This window comes from Kitasatospora sp. NBC_01302 (genome assembly GCF_035976515.1).
In the GTDB taxonomy this organism is placed as follows: domain Bacteria; phylum Actinomycetota; class Actinomycetes; order Streptomycetales; family Streptomycetaceae; genus Kitasatospora.
This window is the reverse complement of record NZ_CP108404.1, coordinates 4,244,149-4,259,792: the sequence shown is the minus strand read 5'-3', so window position 1 is coordinate 4,259,792 and position 15,644 is coordinate 4,244,149. Positions and strand designations below refer to the sequence as shown.

The 15,644-nt window shown below is 73.2% G+C and carries 12 protein-coding genes; 8 read left to right on the top strand and 4 right to left on the bottom strand.

Annotated features, from left to right (window positions below; genetic code table 11):
- Positions 1 to 97 precede the first annotated feature (97 nt).
- Entirely contained in the window at positions 98 to 1,909 is a 1,812-nt protein-coding gene (locus OG294_RS18260; protein ID WP_327067564.1) for a glycoside hydrolase family 35 protein, read from the top strand.
- On the opposite strand, the gene OG294_RS18255 is transcribed toward OG294_RS18260, so the two are convergent.
- Entirely contained in the window at positions 1,900 to 2,670 is a 771-nt protein-coding gene (locus tag OG294_RS18255) for an SDR family oxidoreductase (protein WP_327067563.1), read from the bottom strand. The two genes, OG294_RS18260 and OG294_RS18255, sit on opposite strands and share 10 nt — an antisense overlap.
- A 168-nt stretch (positions 2,671 to 2,838) precedes the next feature.
- Here OG294_RS18255 and OG294_RS18250 point away from each other — a divergent pair, with 168 nt between their 5' ends.
- The 5 genes from OG294_RS18250 (at position 2,839) to OG294_RS18230 (ending at position 8,077) form a co-directional block, all read left to right on the top strand.
- Complete coding sequence (locus tag OG294_RS18250; RefSeq protein ID WP_327067562.1) at positions 2,839 to 3,777, top strand: helix-turn-helix transcriptional regulator; 939 nt, start codon at positions 2,839 to 2,841, stop codon at positions 3,775 to 3,777.
- Entirely contained in the window at positions 3,774 to 4,325 is a 552-nt protein-coding gene (locus OG294_RS18245) for a methylated-DNA--[protein]-cysteine S-methyltransferase (protein WP_327067561.1), read from the top strand. The genes OG294_RS18250 and OG294_RS18245 overlap by 4 nt, the downstream gene beginning before the upstream one ends.
- Positions 4,326 to 4,527: 202 nt before the next feature.
- Complete coding sequence (locus OG294_RS18240; protein WP_327067560.1) at positions 4,528 to 5,952, top strand: family 2B encapsulin nanocompartment shell protein; 1,425 nt, start codon at positions 4,528 to 4,530, stop codon at positions 5,950 to 5,952.
- Positions 5,953 to 6,021: 69 nt separating this feature from the next.
- On the top strand, positions 6,022 to 7,194 hold the full coding sequence (locus OG294_RS18235; RefSeq protein WP_327067559.1) for a family 2 encapsulin nanocompartment cargo protein polyprenyl transferase: 1,173 nt from the start codon (positions 6,022 to 6,024) through the stop codon (positions 7,192 to 7,194).
- A 124-nt stretch (positions 7,195 to 7,318) separates the two neighbouring features.
- Positions 7,319 to 8,077, top strand: a complete 759-nt coding sequence (locus OG294_RS18230; RefSeq protein WP_327067558.1) for a bestrophin-like domain — start codon at positions 7,319 to 7,321, stop codon at positions 8,075 to 8,077.
- Between the two features lie 83 nt (positions 8,078 to 8,160).
- Here the strand turns inward: OG294_RS18230 and OG294_RS18225 are convergent, their stop codons facing one another.
- Complete coding sequence (locus OG294_RS18225; protein ID WP_327067557.1) at positions 8,161 to 9,186, bottom strand: NAD-dependent epimerase/dehydratase family protein; 1,026 nt, start codon at positions 9,184 to 9,186, stop codon at positions 8,161 to 8,163.
- Between the two features lie 253 nt (positions 9,187 to 9,439).
- Positions 9,440 to 11,548 carry a BACON domain-containing protein gene (locus OG294_RS18220; RefSeq protein ID WP_327067556.1) on the bottom strand — a complete coding sequence of 703 codons (2,109 nt, stop codon included), beginning with the start codon at positions 11,546 to 11,548 and terminating at the stop codon, positions 9,440 to 9,442.
- A gap of 140 nt (positions 11,549 to 11,688) precedes the next feature.
- Here OG294_RS18220 and radA point away from each other — a divergent pair, with 140 nt between their 5' ends.
- Positions 11,689 to 13,206: a DNA repair protein RadA gene (gene radA / locus OG294_RS18215; protein ID WP_327067555.1), complete on the top strand. Its 1,518-nt coding sequence runs from the start codon at positions 11,689 to 11,691 to the stop codon at positions 13,204 to 13,206.
- A 169-nt stretch (positions 13,207 to 13,375) separates the two neighbouring features.
- Positions 13,376 to 14,434 (top strand): DNA integrity scanning diadenylate cyclase DisA, encoded by a 1,059-nt coding sequence (gene disA, locus OG294_RS18210; RefSeq protein WP_327071589.1) that lies wholly within the window; start codon positions 13,376 to 13,378, stop codon positions 14,432 to 14,434.
- A gap of 158 nt (positions 14,435 to 14,592) precedes the next feature.
- Here disA and OG294_RS18205 read toward each other — a convergent pair whose 3' ends face one another.
- The gene (locus tag OG294_RS18205) at positions 14,593 to 15,588 is read right to left on the bottom strand and encodes a hypothetical protein (RefSeq protein ID WP_327067554.1); all 996 of its coding nucleotides are present in this window, start codon (positions 15,586 to 15,588) and stop codon (positions 14,593 to 14,595) included.
- Positions 15,589 to 15,644 lie beyond the last annotated feature (56 nt).

The following is a 15,644-nucleotide window of genomic DNA, read 5'->3' as shown; positions in this document are numbered from 1 at the left end:
GGTGGGCGCGCCCCGCTCGACCCGCGGCGAGCCGCGTGGTCTGCTGGGCGGCAGTTCACCGCGCCCGTCGAGACCCCACCCCGAGGAGCTTCTCGCGATGCCCAGCCTCACGTATGACCGGGACGGCTTCACGCTGGACGGCCGTCCGCTGCGGATCCTCTCCGGTGCACTGCACTACTTCCGGGTGCTGCCCGAGCAGTGGGACTCCCGGCTCGCCCTGCTGCGCGCGATGGGCCTCAACACCGTTGAGACGTACGTCGCCTGGAACCTGCACGAACCGCGGCCCGGCAGCTACGACTTCACCGGCCGGCTCGACCTGGTGGCGTTCGTCCGGGCGGCCGAGCGGCAGGACCTCAAGGTGCTGCTCCGGCCCGGGCCGTACATCTGTGCCGAGTGGGAGTTCGGGGGCCTGCCCGCCTGGCTGCTCAAGGACCCTGCGATGCGGTTGCGTTGTGCGCACCCCGGCTATCTGGCCGCCGTCGACCGCTGGTTCGACGCGCTGCTGCCGGTGGTCCGCCCGCTGCTCGCCGAGGCGGGCGGACCGGTGATCGCGCTCCAGGTGGAGAACGAGTACGGCAGTTACGGCAATGACGCGGACTACCTGCGCCACCTCGCCGAGGGCCTGCGCCGGCGCGGGGCCGAATCGCTGCTCTTCACCTCCGACGGCCCCAGCCACCCGATGCTGCAGGGCGGCACGCTGCCCGGGGTGCTGCCCACCGTCAACTTCGGTGACCGGGTCGCGGAGAGCTTCGAGGTGCTGCGCGGACACCTGCCCGAGGGGCCGGCGGTCTGCATGGAGTACTGGAACGGCTGGTTCGACAACTGGGGCTCGCCGCACCACACCAGGGACGCGGCCGACGCGGCCAGGGTGCTGGACGAGCTGCTGGCGGCCGGCGCCTCGGTCAACCTCTACATGGCGCACGGCGGCACCAACTTCGGTTACCTGAACGGCGCCAACCTGGAGGACGGGCGGCTGCGCCCCACTGTGACCAGCTACGACTACGACGCGGCGATCAGCGAGGACGGGCGGGTGACGGCCAAGTTCTGGGCGTTCCGCGAAGTGCTCGGCCGCTACACCGAGGTGCCGAAACCGCCCGCCGAGGAGCCGGCCCAGACGCTGCCGCCCCGGACACTGCCCCTCGGCCCCCCGCTGCCGCTGCTCGACCTCGCGGAGCAGTTGGCCGCCCCGGTCCACTCGGCCGCCACCCTAGCGATGGAGGAACTCGACCAGTCCTACGGCTTCGTGCTCTACCGCACCCGGATCAGCGGTCCGCGCGAGACGGCCGAGCTGGTGGTGGACGGGCTCGGCGACCGGGCGCAGGTCTTCCTGGACGGCCGGCCGGTGGGCGTGCTGGACCGCACGGCCGAAGGGGAGCAGGCGCTCCGGCTGGCGGTCCCGGCCGGCGGAGCCCGGCTCGACCTGCTGGTGGAGAACCTGGGACGGGTCAACTACGGGCCGCAGCTCGCCGATCGCAAGGGCATCACCGGCGGGGTCAGGCTCGGCGGGCAGCTGTTGCTGGGGTGGCGGATGTACGGGCTGCCGCTGGACGATCCGAGCGGCCTGCCGTTCCCGCAGGAGGCCGATCCGACAGCGGATCCGACAGCGGATCTGACAGCGGATCTGACGGAGTGTCCGGTGCTGCGCCGCGCCGTGCTCGACGTCGACCGCCCGGCCGACGCCTTCGTGCTGACCGAGGGCCACGGCAAGGGCCTCGTCTGGGTCAACGGCTTCCTGCTGGGCCGGTACTGGGACATCGGGCCGCAACAGACCCTCTACCTGCCGGGGCCGCTGCTGCGCCCGGGCCGCAACGAGGTGGTGCTGCTGGAGCTGCACGGCCCGGCCGGCGACGGGCTGCCACTGGTCGCCGAGCCGGTCCTCGACCGGACACCGGGCACGGCTCAGACCTGACGGGTCGGCAGGATCATTGCCTGGCGCAGGTTGACCCCGCGCCGGCGGCTGGCGGTCCAGCCGATCAGGTCCGCGATGTCCTCGGAGGTCAGCGGCGGGATGCTCTCGAACATCCCGTCCAGGACGGCGGAGATGCCGGCGTTGTCGATGTGGCTGCCCAGCTCGGTCCGGGTCAGGCCGGGCTCGATGTTGGTCACCCGCACGTCCAGCGGGCCGAACTCGGCGCGCAGCACGGTCGAGAGGTGGGTCAGCGCGGCCTTGGTGGCGGAGTAGACGGCGAAGTCGCGGTAGACGCTGTGGGCGCCGATCGAGGAGACGTTGACCAGGTCGGCGGTGCCGCCCTCGGCCGCGACCGCCACCAGGTCGTCGCGGAAGGCGTTGATCACCCGCAGCGCGCCGGTCAGGTTGGTGTCGATCATCCGGGTCCACTCGTCGGTCCGTCCCTCGGCGACCGGGTTGGGCAGCATCACGCCGGCCGAGTTGACCACCAGGTCGGCCCGGCCGAAGGCGGCGCGGACCTGGGCGGCGGCGGCGTCCACGGCGGCCTGGTCGGTGATGTCGACCGGCACCACCAGGGCCTGGCCGCCGCCCAGGGTGATCTTCTCGGCCAACTCGGTCAGCCGGTCGGCGCGGCGGGCCAGCAACGCGACCCGGGCCCCGCCGGCGGCCAGCAGGCGGGCGGTGGCCTCGCCCATGCCGGAGGCGGCGCCGGTGATCACGGCGGTGCGGCCGGCGAGCTCGGGGTAGCTGGTGATGGTCATCTCGGTCTCCCTCTGAGGATCTGCGGCGGCCTGAGGCCTGCGGCAGCGCGGCGTCCGTGCCGGTGGAACCGATGCTGCTCGGGTCCCGGGCGACCTGGCAGGGTGATGCTGTTCCTGGGTCTGCCAGTACCAGGAAGGCTGTCGGCGCCGGGACTTAGGCTTGATCGTATGGAGAACACACTGGGGGAGTTCCTGCGGTCGCGCCGGGCGCGGATCCAGCCGGAGGACGTGGGGCTGCGCTCCTACGGGCACCGCCGGGTGCCCGGCCTGCGCCGGGAGGAGGTGGCCCAGCTGGCCGGGGTCAGCGTGGACTACTACATCCGCCTGGAGCAGGGCCGCGGTCAGAGCGTCTCGGACGCGGTGCTGGACTCGGTGGCCCGGGTGCTGGAACTGGACGCGGTGGAGCACGAGCACCTGCGGGTGCTGGCCAGGCCGCCGCGCTCCGGCGACCGGCGCGCGGTGCCGGTCCGGGGCAGCCAGCAGGTGCGGCCCGGACTGCTTCGGCTGCTCGACATGATGGCGGACGTGCCGGCCTTCGTCCTCGGGCGGCGACTGGACGTGCTGGCCTGGAACCCGCTGGCCGACGCGGTGGCCGGCTTCTCGGCCCTCACCCGGCGCAACATGGCCTGGCAGGTCTTCCTCGACCCGTCGGCGCGGGGGTGCTACCCGCAGTGGGAGGCGGTGGCGGCCGAGACGGTCTCCTACCTGCGGCTGGACGCGGGGCGTCATCCCGACGACGCCAAGCTCTCCGCGCTGGTGGGCGAGCTCTCGGTGCGCAGCCCCGAGTTCGGCCGGCTCTGGGCGGACCACCAGGTGAAGGAGAAGACCTGGGGCACCAAGCTGGTGCGGCACCCGCTGGTGGGTGACCTGGAGCTGGGTTACGAGACGCTGGCGCTGCCGGGGGACCCGGACCAGACGCTGGTCGGTTACACGGCGCAGGCGGGCAGTGCGACGGCGCAGCGGCTCGCGCTGCTGGCCAGTTGGTCGGCGACCGGAGCGGGGCCGGCGACCGGAGCGGGGTCTGAGGGCGGAGCGGTGCCGGCGGGCGGAGCCGGCTGGGGGGCCGGTGCCGCGGTCGGCGAGGCCGTGGCCGGGGAGCGGTCATGAGTGGCGGCGCGATCGAGTGGGTCACCGTGCCCAGCCCGCTGCCCACCGGGCCGCTGAGCGTCGGGGTCACCCAACGGGGGGTGGCGAGTGTGCAGTTCACGCCGGAGTCGGTGCCCGGTGGTGCGCCGCGCTGCGCCGACCGGCGCCGGGTGGCGGCGGTCACCGAGCGGTTCGCCGCGTACTTCACGGGCGTTTCACGGGAGTTGGCGCTGCCGGTGGACTGGCGGTTGGCGAGCGGTCCGCACCAGGTGGTGCTCGAGACGCTGTACCGGACGGTGGCCTACGGCGAGACCATCACGTACGGCCGACTGGCCCAGCGCAGCGGGGTGTTCGAGGACGTCGCGCAGAGCCCGGGGCTGGCGGCGCGCACGGTGGGCCAGATGATGGGCGCCAATCCGCTGGCGGTGCTGGTGCCCTGTCACCGGGTGGTGGCCGCGGACGGGCTGGGCGGCTTCGGCAACGGGCGGGTGGGGCTGGACGTCAAGCGCTGGCTGTTGACCCTGGAGGGCTGGCTGGCACCCACCCTGGACTGGGACGGCCCCGGCTGACGGACCCTTTCTGACCACTGCCGGACCAATCGAGGAACGATTCTGCGCGGAATTCTCCCGAACAGTAAATCGAGCAGACTGGCTAATCGTACTTATTGATCCGCTCATGCAATCACTCGTCCGAGTGATTGCGTTGTGATCGTCGTGGCCTCACTCTGGAATGCATACGTCCGCATCATCTTCCATGGGGGAGGGTCCTGTTATGACGACTGAGACCGATCTCAATATTCCGGCACCCGGCAGCTCGACTGAGAACCAGCAGCAGAGTCTCGGTACGGCCGCGGCCAGGAACCTCGCGACCACCACCAAGTCCGCACCGCAGATGCAGGGCATCAGCTCGCGCTGGCTGTTGCGCACACTGCCCTGGGTGCAGGTCTCCGGTGGCACGTACCGGGTCAACCGGCGCCTCAGCTATGCCGTGGGCCGTGGCCGGGTGAGCTTTGTGAAGACCGGTGCCGAGGTGCGGATCGTCCCGCCCTCGCTGCGTGAGCTGCCGGTGCTGCGCGACTTCGAGGACGACGCGGTGCTGGAGCAGTTGGCCGGCCGCTTCGTCCAGCGGGAGTTCCAGGCCGGTGAGGTGATCTTCGAGGCCGGGCAGCCGATCAACGAGGTCTATCTGATCGCGCACGGCAAGGTCAACAAGATCAGCACGGGCAAGTACGGCGACCACGCCGTGGTGGGCGTGCTGGCCGACGGCGACCGGATCGGCGACGAGGCGCTGACCGAGGCCGAGGGCCACTGGCCCTTCAGCGTCCGGGCCGCCACCGCCGGTACGCTGCTCGCCCTCGCCTGGCCCGCCTTCCAGGAGCTGGCGGACCGCTCGGAGGCGCTGCGCGCCCAGGTCCTCCAGTACCTCTCCGATGCCCAGCAGCCGCAGACCCGGCACGGTGAGGCCGAGATCGCCCTCGCGGCCGGCCACGAGGGCGAGCACGAGCTGCCGGGCACCTTCGTGGACTACGAGGTCGCTCCGCGCGAGTACGAGCTCAGCGTCGCCCAGACGGTGCTCCAGGTGCACAGCCGGGTCGCGGATCTCTACAACGAGCCGATGAACCAGATCGAGCAGCAGTTGAAGCTCACCGTGGAGGCGCTGCGCGAGCGCCAGGAGTACGAGCTGATCAACAACCCCGAGTTCGGCCTGCTGCAGAACACCGAGTACGACCAGCGGATCCAGACCCACTCCGGCCCGCCCACCCCCGACGACATGGACGAGCTGCTCAGCCGCCGCCGCGGCACCAAGGTCTTCCTGGCCCACCCGCGGACCATCGCCGCCTTCGGCCGCGAGTGCAGCAGCCGCGGCCTCTACCCCGGCACGATCGAGTACCAGGGGCAGCAGGTGCCCTCCTGGCGTGGGGTGCCGGTGCTCTCCTGCAACAAGATCCCGATCGTGGACGGCCACACCAGCTCGATTCTGGCGATGCGTATCGGTGAGGACAACCAGGGCGTGATCGGTCTGCACCAGACCGGAATTCCTGATGAGTACCAGCCCGGCCTCTCGGTCCGATTCATGGGGATCAATGAGAAGGCGATCATCTCCTACCTGGTGAGTGCGTACTACTCGGCTGCCATTCTGGTGCCCGACGCGATCGGTGTGCTGGAAAACGTCGAAATTGCCCGCCCGCGCGGCTGAGACTGTCCATTCCTGGTCGCCCCGGGGCATTCCCCGGGGCGACCCGACAACTGGGGGGCTGGCCAGATCATGGGCGCCGAAACACTGAGTCGAGAGAACAACCACAACGAATCGGCCGACCAGCCCCGGGGCGTCGGTGCCATACCGTCCGCCCGGGCCGGATCGATCGAGCAGATCGCCCCGTTCGGTGAGGACCAGGCGCTGGAGATCCTGGCCCGGGCCCGCACGGTGGTCGACCCGGCCCTGCGGGCCGCCGTCGAGAGCATGCCCGAGTCGATGCGCCGGGTCGTCGCCTATCACTTCGGCTGGCGCGAGGTCGACGGTACGCCCGCCGAGGCGGATGCGGGCAAGGCCATCCGGCCCGCACTGGTGCTGGCCGCCGCCCAGGCCTGTGCGGCGAACTCCCGCGCGGCGGACTCCTTCTCCCTGAACTCCCCAGCCGTGCGGTCCGCCGTCCGGGCCGCCGCGGCGGTCGAGCTGGTGCACAACTTCACGCTGCTGCACGACGATGTGATCGACCGCGATGTGACCAGGCGCCATCGTCCCACTGCCTGGCGGGCGTTCGGCGCGACCGAGGCGATCCTGGCCGGCGACGCGCTGCACTCGCTCGCGCTGCGCACCCTCGCCGAGGACACCCATGCCGCGACCGGTCCGGCGCTGCGCCGGCTGGCCCACTGCGTGGTCGAACTCTGTGACGGCCAGCAGGCGGACTGCGCCTTCGAGCAACGCAGCACCGTCTCGTTGGACGAGTGCCTCGCCATGGCCGAGGCCAAGACCGGTGCACTGCTCGGCACCGCCTGCGCGATCGGCGCGCTCTACGGGGGAGCGGACGAGGCCGGGGCAGCGGCAATGGACGCCTTCGGCCGGGAGATCGGCCTGGCCTTCCAGCTGATCGACGACCTGATCGGGATCTGGGGCGATCCCGCGGTGACCGGCAAGCCGGTCGGCGCGGACCTTCTCGTCCGCAAGAAGTCGCTGCCCGTGGTGGCGGCGCTCGGCTCGGGCACGCCCGCCGGGGCCGAACTCGCCGAGATCTACGCGCTGGACCGTCCGCTCACCGCGGCCGAGGTCCAGCGCGCCACCGAGGCCGTCGAGCGGGCCGGCGGCCGCGCCTGGGCCCAGGGCGCCTCGTGCGAGCACATGGCCGCCGCGATCGAGCACCTCGCCGTCGCCGTGCCCGAGCCCTCGGCCGCCGAGGACTTGCTGGCCCTGGCCGAGCTGGTCACCCGCCGCAACCGCTGAGCCAGGTCGCGCCCGGGGCGTTCCACCCCACACATCCCACCGCGCACGACGTCACGTCACACCACCCCACACCCCGCTGTCATGGCACCGCAATCCCCCAGAACACAGCAAGGACCTCTTCGCCATGAGCCTGACGGACATCGGTATCGTCCTCATAGTCCTCGCCGCGCTGGCCGTCGCCCTGTTCCTGTTGCAGCGCTGGGTCCCGCACCCGGTGCGCGAGGCGCACAACGACGTGGCCGGCTTCATCTTCGCCGCGGTCGGCGTCATCTACGCCGTGCTGGTCGCCTTCGTGGTCGTCACGGTCTGGACCAACGACGACGCCGCCCGCAAGACCACCTTCCAGGAGGCCGACTCGCTCGCCGGCATCTACTGGATCTCCCGCGAGCTGCCCGCGCCGTTGGGCCCGCAACTGGAGCAGCAGACCCTCAGCTACGCGCGGACCGTGATGGACACCGAGTGGCCGCTGATGGCCTCGCACCAGAGCAGCCCGGCGGCCACCGACCTCGTCTACCAGATCCGTGACAGCGTCTTCGCGATCAACCCCAGCGGCCCGCAGCAGCAGGTCCTCTACGAGCACGCGGTGAGTCACATGGAGGACCTCGCCTCGCAGCGCCGGGCCCGGCTGAACGAAGTGGACGACGAGGTCCCGACGCTGCTCTGGGTGGCGTTGATCGTCGGCGGGGTGCTCACCGTGGGCTTCACCTTCCTCTTCGGCTTGCCCAACACCCTGGCGCACTCGATGATGGTGCTCTCACTCGGCGGGCTGGTGGTGATCTCGCTGCTGGTGATCAAGGAGATGAACTTCCCGTTCACCGGGGTCACCGCGGTCAAGCCGACGGCCTTCGAGGTCTTCCTGCAACGCCTGCCACCGCCGCGCTGACGCGGGGCGGGCCGACCACGCCCCGCTTGCCTGCTGCCTGCTGCCTGCTGCCCGAGGGTGCACCACCCTCGGGCAGCAGCTGTTCAGGCGCCGTCGAGGATCCGGCGCTCCTTCTCCGGGTCGATGCCCAGCACCTCGGTGCCCTGCAGGTACGGCCGGTCCCGTGGGCCGCGCTGCTGGATCCAGGCCCAGGTGTCGCGCACGCTCTCCTCGAGCGGCCGGCAGCGCAGCCCGGCGGCCACTGCCTTGCGGCTGTCCGCCTGCCAGATCCCGCTCGGCCTGCCGTCGCCCGTGAACTCGGCGGCCCAGAGCGGCAGCTCGGTCCACTCCTCGATCCCGGCGGCGACCAGCTTCCGGTCCGGCACCCAGACCAGCTCGGCCGACGAGCCGGTGGCCGCCACGCAGGCCGCCAGCAACTGCCCGTAGGTGCTCGATCCCGGCAGTGCGGTGGTGACGTAGCTGCCCGCGGCGCCGCGCTCGGCCAGGTCGAGGCCGAAGACGGCGAAGTCCCGGGCGTCGATCAGCTGGATCGGCAGGTCGGGCCGGCCCGGGGCGAGCACCCGCCCGCCGCGCGCGATCCGCTCCAGCCACCAGGGCAGGCGGCCGACGTTCTCGTAGGGGCCCATCAGCAGTCCGCAGTTGAGGATGATCGAGCGGTCGCCGAACTGCTCGACGACCGCGCGCTCGCAGCCCGCTTTGAGTGCCGTGCTGAACGGCTGGTCGGGCGGCGAGTCGGCCGGGCACTCGTGCAGCGGCGCATGCTCGTCGATCGCCTCGGCGGGCCAGTCGGCGAAGGCGTGCACCGAGGAGACGAAGAGGTAGCGCGCGGCGTGCTCGCGCAGCAGGGTGGCCGTGCGCGCGACGGCGTGCGGCTGCTGGCCGCTGGTGTCGATCACCAGGTCCCAGGGGCCGTCCGGGCCGGTGGCGGCGGCGGTCAGCTGGGCCAGGTCCTGCTCGTTGCCACGGTCGCCGCGCAGTGCCCGGACGCCCGGCTGATCGGGCCCCGAGGCGCCGCGGTTGAAGGTGGTCACCTGATGGCCGCGCGCCAGGGCTTCGGTGACGAAGGCGCGCCCGAGGAAGACCGAGCCGCCGAGTATCAGGATTCGCATGCCCCCGATCCTGCCCAGCGGGACCGCCCGAGCAGCAGGCCTTACGCCCATGGCGGATCAGCCGAGGGCGAAGTGATCGGGCGTCAGGCGAGGGTCGAGGCGGTCGGTCCCGCTCCGGCCTCCCCACCGGGCGGCCGGGGCCCGGTCGCGGCAGGGCCGGGTGGCCGATTTTCTCGGAGCTTTCTCATCAATCGTGCGCAACATGACCGGCGTGTGGGGAGTCATAGTCACGTGACCGGAGGGTCCTGAAGGTTCAGCGCGCGGGTGACGAGGACGAAGGGTTGGACGTCGTGGAGGTCGGAACGGGGCTGGGTGAGGCGGCCGGCGGCGCGGCCGACGGCGTCGCGGGGGCGGGTGTCGGCGTGGCGCTCGGCGGACTGCTCGGCTGCACGGAGGGGCTCGCCGGGGCCGAGGGGCCGGACGTCGGGTTCGCGGTGGGGCTGTCGCTGCTGCTCGGCGCGCTGCTGGCGCTGCTGCCCGGGGTGGAGGTCTCCGAGGGGCTGGGGCTGGCGACGCCGCTGGGGTTCGCGCTCGCGCTCGGCGCCACCGTCGGTGCCGACGAGGAGGAGGACGCGCCGGGCGCGGGAGTGGGAGTGGACGGCGTGCCGGGTTCGCTGGTCGGGCCGCCCTGCAGGGTGACCACGGCCTCGGACGGCGGCAGCGCGATCTCGGCCGTCCACTGACCGGTGGGCGCGCGCTGCTCGTCGACGGTGACCGTGACGGTGATCCGCTGGCCCGGGGCCAGGGCGCCCGCGTCGCGGCTCAGCCGCAGCCAGTCGCGATCGGGCACGGCGTGCCAGTCGATCGGGGCGTCGCCGCTGTTGGTCAGGGTGAGCACGGTCCGGTTGCCGTAGGCGCCGGCCGCCACGGTGAGCTGGGCGCCGGCCGACGGCGGCGGGACGGGCGCACTGTGCAGGCCCGGGCTGTCGAGCGGGACGGCGCCAGGGGCCGGGACCGGGACCGCGACACCCTGAACCGCCGGTAGAAACGTTTCTGCACCCAGGGCACCCAGGGCACCGGTGCCGCTGCGCGCACCCTCCGCCGGGTCCGCGTCGACCAGACTGGCGGCCAGGCCGGTCCCGGCCTTCGAGGCGCCCGCCGCGCCCGGCAGCACAGCGCCCAGGCCCCGGCCCGGTGCCGCGGCCGGCGCCGGGATCGGGGCGGCGGCGACCACACCGGGGCCGGCGGCCTCGCCGCCTCCGTCGCCCGGACCCGCCCAGTCGCCCGGACCGCCCGGGTCCGGGTCGCCGTCGGCCACCCGGACCGCGGAGACGGCGGTGGCGCCGGTGGCGCCCGCGGTGTCCCGGTGGGCGATCCACAGCGCCGCCAGCGGGGCGGAGAGGACGGCGGCGAGCACCCCGGTGGTGACGGCCCGCTGCCGCACCAGGACCACCCGCTCGTGCAGGTCGCCGCCGCGCCGGTGGCGCTCCAGCAGGCTCGGGGCGCGGTGGCGGGGGAAGCCGCGCTGGTCGAAGCGGATCGCGCCGGAGCGGGCACCGCGGGTACTGCGGGCACTGCGGGTGCTGAGGACGCCGAGCGCGCTGCGAGTGGCGGAGTGGCGGGCCTCGCCGCCCCGGACGTCGGCGGAGTCGACTTCCACCGCGCCCGCCTGTGCCGCCGCCGGGGCGGACAGCAACCGCGGCCCGCCCCCGCCGCCTGACGCCCCGCCCCCGCCGGCCGCCCCGCCCGCGTCGGCCAGCTGCTCCGCCGTGCCCCGGCAGGTGGGGCAGTCGACCAGGTGCCCCACCAGCTCGCGGCGCAGCGCCGGCCCCAGCACCCAGCCGTCCTCGGCCGCCCCCGCACCGGTGCTCGCCCCCGCGCAGCCGAGCCGGGTCAGCTCGGGACAGCGCCCCGCCGCCAGCACGCGCAGCGCCTGCCCGGTCCGTTCGGCCTCGGCGCTCCCGGCCGCCAGCAGCCGCTGGGCCGCCACCGCCTCCAGGCCGAGCACCGCCGCGACCTCCAGCGGGGTGAGCCGGTGGCGGACCGCCAGCTCCAGCGCCTCGCGCTGCTCCGCCGTGGTGCCGGCCGCCGCAGGCCAGGCGAGCGCCGCCGGCAGCGCCGCGGCCCCGGGGCCGCCGGCCGGCTCCGTCCCGGGGTCGGCGGCGGGCCCGGCCGACCACCCGTCAGCTCCGGCCAGCCGCCGCACGCAGGCGTACCGCGCCACCGCGTACAGCCAGGCCCGCCGCAGCCCGGGGTCGGTCAGCCGGTCCGCGTTGGCGGTGGCCAGCTCCCGCGTCTCGGCCAGGGCCGCGAGCGCCGCCCGCTGGTCGCAGAGCACCGAGAGGCAGTAGGTGTACAGGCCGTCCAGCAGCTGGTCACAGCTCGGCGCGGGGTTCGGCACGGGGTCCAGGCGGTGTCTCATCCTGCTGACGGTAGGGACCTCGCTCCGGCGGACCCGGAAAGTCGGCCCGCTTGTCCTTCTTTCGGGTAACAACACCGCCCACCGGCTGACAATCCACAGTCGGCCGACCCTTGTCGGTGCCACCCGCTACGGTGGCCCCCATGGCAGCCCGTACCTCGAAGACCACCGCCAAGCCGCGCCCGGCCTACCGCTGCACCGAGTGCGGCAACCAGCTGCCCAAGTGGGTCGGCCGGTGCCCGGAGTGCAACGCCTGGGGCACGGTGGAGGAGTACGGTGCGGTCCCGATCCGCACCACCGCCGCCGGCCCGGTCAGCGCGCCGGCCCGCCCGATCGGCCAGGTCGACGGCCAGGTCGCCACCGCGCGCTCCACCGGCGTGCCGGAGCTGGACCGGGTGCTCGGCGGCGGCCTGGTGCCGGGCGCCGTGGTGCTGCTGGCGGGCGAGCCCGGCGTCGGCAAGTCCACCCTGCTGCTGGACGTCGCCGCGAAGGCCGCCACCTCCCAGCACCGCACCCTCTACGTCACCGGTGAGGAGTCGGCCGGTCAGGTCCGGCTGCGCGCCGACCGGATCAACGCCCTCTCCGACCACCTCTACCTGGCCGCCGAGTCCGACCTGGGCGCGGTGCTCGGCCACATCGAGCAGGTCAACCCGGGGCTGCTGATCCTGGACTCGGTGCAGACCATCGCCTCCGCCGAGCTCGACGGCGCGCCCGGCGGCCCGGCCCAGGTGCGCGAGGTGGCGGGCGCCCTGATCCGCGCCTCCAAGGACCGCGGCATGGCCACCCTGCTGGTCGGCCACGTCACCAAGGACGGCCAGATCGCGGGCCCGCGCCTGCTGGAGCACCTGGTCGACGTGGTGCTCTCCTTCGAGGGCGACCGGCACGCCCGGCTTCGCATCATCCGCGGCATCAAGAACCGCTACGGCGCCACCGACGAGGTCGGCTGCTTCGAGCTGCACGACGAGGGCATCGAGGGGTTGGCCGACCCCAGCGGCCTCTTCCTGACCCGCCGTGACAAGCCGGTGCCCGGCACCTGCCTGACCGTCACGCTGGAGGGCAAGCGCCCACTGGTCGCCGAGGTGCAGGCGCTGATGGTCGATTCGCAGATCCCCTCCCCGCGCCGCACCACCTCGGGCCTGGAGTCGCCGCGGATCGCGATGATCCTGGCCGTGGTCGAGCGGCACGGCGGAGTCAAGCTCGGCAAGCAGGACATCTACACGGCCACCGTCGGCGGGGTGAAGCTCACCGAGCCCTCCGCCGACCTCGCGGTCGCGCTCGCGGTCGCCAGCTCCTCCACCGACACCCCGCTGCCGAGCAACCTGGTGGCGATCGGCGAGGTGGGCCTGGCCGGTGAGGTGCGCCGGGTGACGGGTGTGCAGCGACGGCTGGCCGAGGCGCACCGGCTCGGCTTCACCCACGCGTTGGTCCCGCCGGACCCGGGCAAGGTGCCGCCGGGCATGAAGGTGGTCGAGGTGGCCGACATCGGCGAGGCGCTGCGGGCACTGCCGGGGCGCCGCCGCGCCGCCTCCGGCAAGCCCCCGGTCAAGAGCGCCGCGCAAGGTTCGCGGACCAACCAGGCCCCGGTGGTGCCGCCCCCGGCCGCCTGGCCGGAGGAGGTGATGGGGAGCTGGGAGCCCGTCGATTCGGACGAAGTGGTCTGACCGAGGCTCCGTCAGCGCGCCCGCACCGTAGACTTTGCCCTGTCAAGCACCAGATCGGGCAGTAGCGAACGAGGGACCGGGGCCACCGCGCCGAGCGGACCGGGCCGGCCGGAGGAGTCACGTGGCAGCGAGCGACCGGGTGGAGAAGTCCCCCCGCGAGGAGGCCCTGCTGCGCTCCTCCCTGCAGGCGATCGCGCCCGGAACGCCGCTGCGCGACGGTCTGGAGCGGGTGCTGCGGGCCAACACCGGTGGTCTGATCGTGCTCGGTTTCGACAAGACGATGGAGTCGGTCTGCACCGGCGGCTTCGTGCTGGACGTCGAGTTCACCGCGACCCGGCTGCGCGAGCTGTGCAAGCTGGACGGCGCCGTGGTGCTCGACAAGGACATCACCAAGATCGTCCGTGCCGGGGTGCACCTGATGCCGGACGCCTCGATCCCGACCGACGAGACCGGCACCCGGCACCGCACGGCCGAACGGGTCAACAAGCAGACCGGGTTCCCGGTGGTGGCCGTCTCGCACTCGATGCGGCTGATCGCGATGTACGTCAACGGCAGCCGCCGGGTCCTGGAGGACTCGCCCACCGTGCTCTCCCGGGCCAACCAGGCGCTGGCCACCCTGGAGCGCTACAAGCTGCGGCTGGACGAGGTGGCCGGCACGCTCTCCGCCCTGGAGATCGAGGACCTGGTCACCGTCCGGGACGTCACGGCGGTGGCCCAGCGGCTGGAGATGGTCCGGCTGATCGCGGCCGAGATCGCCGGCTACGTGCTGGAGCTGGGCACCGACGGGCGACTGCTCTCGCTGCAGCTGGACGAGCTGATCGCGGGCGTCGAGCCGGAGCGCGAGCTGGTGGCCCGGGACTACTTCCCCGATCGGATGGCCAAGCGCGGCCGGACCGTCGCCGAGGTGCTGGCCGACCTGGAGACGCTCACCCACGCCGAGCTGCTGGACCTCCAGACAGTTGCAAAAACGATCGGCTACTCGGGCTCGCCGGAGTCGCTGGACTCGGCCGTCTCGCCGCGCGGCTACCGGCTGCTGGCCAAGATCCCGCGGCTGCCGAACACCGTGATCGAGCGGCTGGTCGAGCACTTCGGCGGGCTGCAGAAGCTGCTGGCGGCCAGCATCGACGACCTGCAGGCGGTGGAGGGCGTCGGCGAGACCCGGGCGCGCTCGGTGCGCGAGGGGCTGTCGCGGCTGGCGGAGTCCTCGATCCTGGAGCGCTACGTCTAGGCCGTGTCTCACAGTTCCCGCCAGGCGCGCGGAGCCGCGCGCTGATCCGACGCGAATGGTGAGACACGGCCCAGGGCCTGTCCGGCCCCAGGCCTGTCCGGCTACAGCTGAGCCCAGGTCGTCCGCGACCTGGGCTCTGTGCTGTGCCGGACGGGGCGTCAGGCGTCCAGCCTGGTCGAGGTGCGGGCCGGGACCGGGCCGCCGCTGGGGCCGGTCAGCTCTGCCTGCACCAGGTAGTTGCCGGTCGGCGCGGGCGAGGTGTCGCTCGGCGTCGCGCACTGCGGCTTGCTGCGGGTGCGGTCCCAGACGAAGGTCTCGGTCAGCGCGTTCGCGGGGGAGACCTGCACCCAGCGGCTCTGCTTGTCGGTCACGCAGTCGGCGGAGGACCAGATCCGTTCGCCACTGGCGGAGTTGACGGTGATCGCGGCGGCGGCCTGGCTCAGGTCCACCCGGCAGCCGGCCGAGGAGGCGTTGCGGATCTTCAGCTCGAAGGTCGGCTTCTCCTTGGTCTGGTAGGCGTTCTGGGTGCCGGCGAGTTCCAGGGTGAGCTGGGAGGCGGTGCAGACGGGCAGCGCCATCACCTCGCCGGTGTTGATCGGCGGGTTGCCGCCGCCGGACCCACCGCTGCCCGAACCACTGCTGCCCGAACTGCCGCTGCCCGACCCGCCACTGGATCCGGCGCTGCCCGTGCCGGATCCGGAGCCGCCCGTGCCCGAGCCGCCGCCCGTGCCCGAGCCGCCGCCCGTGGCGGAGCCGCCCGCACCCCCGCCGTCGCCGCTGCCACCGGCGCTGCCCGAGATCGCACCGGTGCCGCCCCCGGTGTCGCTGCCGCCGCTGCCGCCGCTACCACCGCTGCCGCCGGTGCCGCCACCGGACGCGGTGCCGCCGCCGCTCGTGCCCCCGGTGCCGCCGGGGCGGGAGGTGATCGCGGGACCGGTCGGGCTGGCCCCCGGCGTGATCGAGGCGGCTGCCGTGGGCGTGCCGGTAGCGGGGGCCGGCTGAGCGGTCTTCTGCTTGCCGCCGTCACCGCCCTGACCGAGCGTCAGCCACGCCACCAGGGCCACCACCACCGCGGCGGCCGCGAGCACAACAACCCGCCGCCGCCAGTAGATCGAGGCGGGCAGCGGTCCGACAGGCTGACGCAATGAAGGCACGATCAAACTCTACGAGAGGCGGAGCACCGCTTGTCGCACCAACACCGGTATCGAAC

Excerpts from the sequence above, each read along its gene's own strand:
- OG294_RS18260 (WP_327067564.1), top strand. The coding sequence starts at position 98 with ATGCCCAGCCTCACGTATGACCGGGACGGCTTCACGCTGGACGGCCGT.
- OG294_RS18255 (WP_327067563.1), bottom strand. The coding sequence starts at position 2,670 with ATGACCATCACCAGCTACCCCGAGCTCGCCGGCCGCACCGCCGTGATC.
- OG294_RS18250 (WP_327067562.1), top strand. The coding sequence starts at position 2,839 with ATGGAGAACACACTGGGGGAGTTCCTGCGGTCGCGCCGGGCGCGGATC.
- OG294_RS18245 (WP_327067561.1), top strand. The coding sequence starts at position 3,774 with ATGAGTGGCGGCGCGATCGAGTGGGTCACCGTGCCCAGCCCGCTGCCC.
- OG294_RS18240 (WP_327067560.1), top strand. The coding sequence starts at position 4,528 with ATGACGACTGAGACCGATCTCAATATTCCGGCACCCGGCAGCTCGACT.
- OG294_RS18235 (WP_327067559.1), top strand. The coding sequence starts at position 6,022 with ATGGGCGCCGAAACACTGAGTCGAGAGAACAACCACAACGAATCGGCC.
- OG294_RS18230 (WP_327067558.1), top strand. The coding sequence starts at position 7,319 with ATGAGCCTGACGGACATCGGTATCGTCCTCATAGTCCTCGCCGCGCTG.
- OG294_RS18225 (WP_327067557.1), bottom strand. The coding sequence starts at position 9,186 with ATGCGAATCCTGATACTCGGCGGCTCGGTCTTCCTCGGGCGCGCCTTC.
- OG294_RS18220 (WP_327067556.1), bottom strand. The coding sequence starts at position 11,548 with ATGAGACACCGCCTGGACCCCGTGCCGAACCCCGCGCCGAGCTGTGAC.
- radA (WP_327067555.1), top strand. The coding sequence starts at position 11,689 with ATGGCAGCCCGTACCTCGAAGACCACCGCCAAGCCGCGCCCGGCCTAC.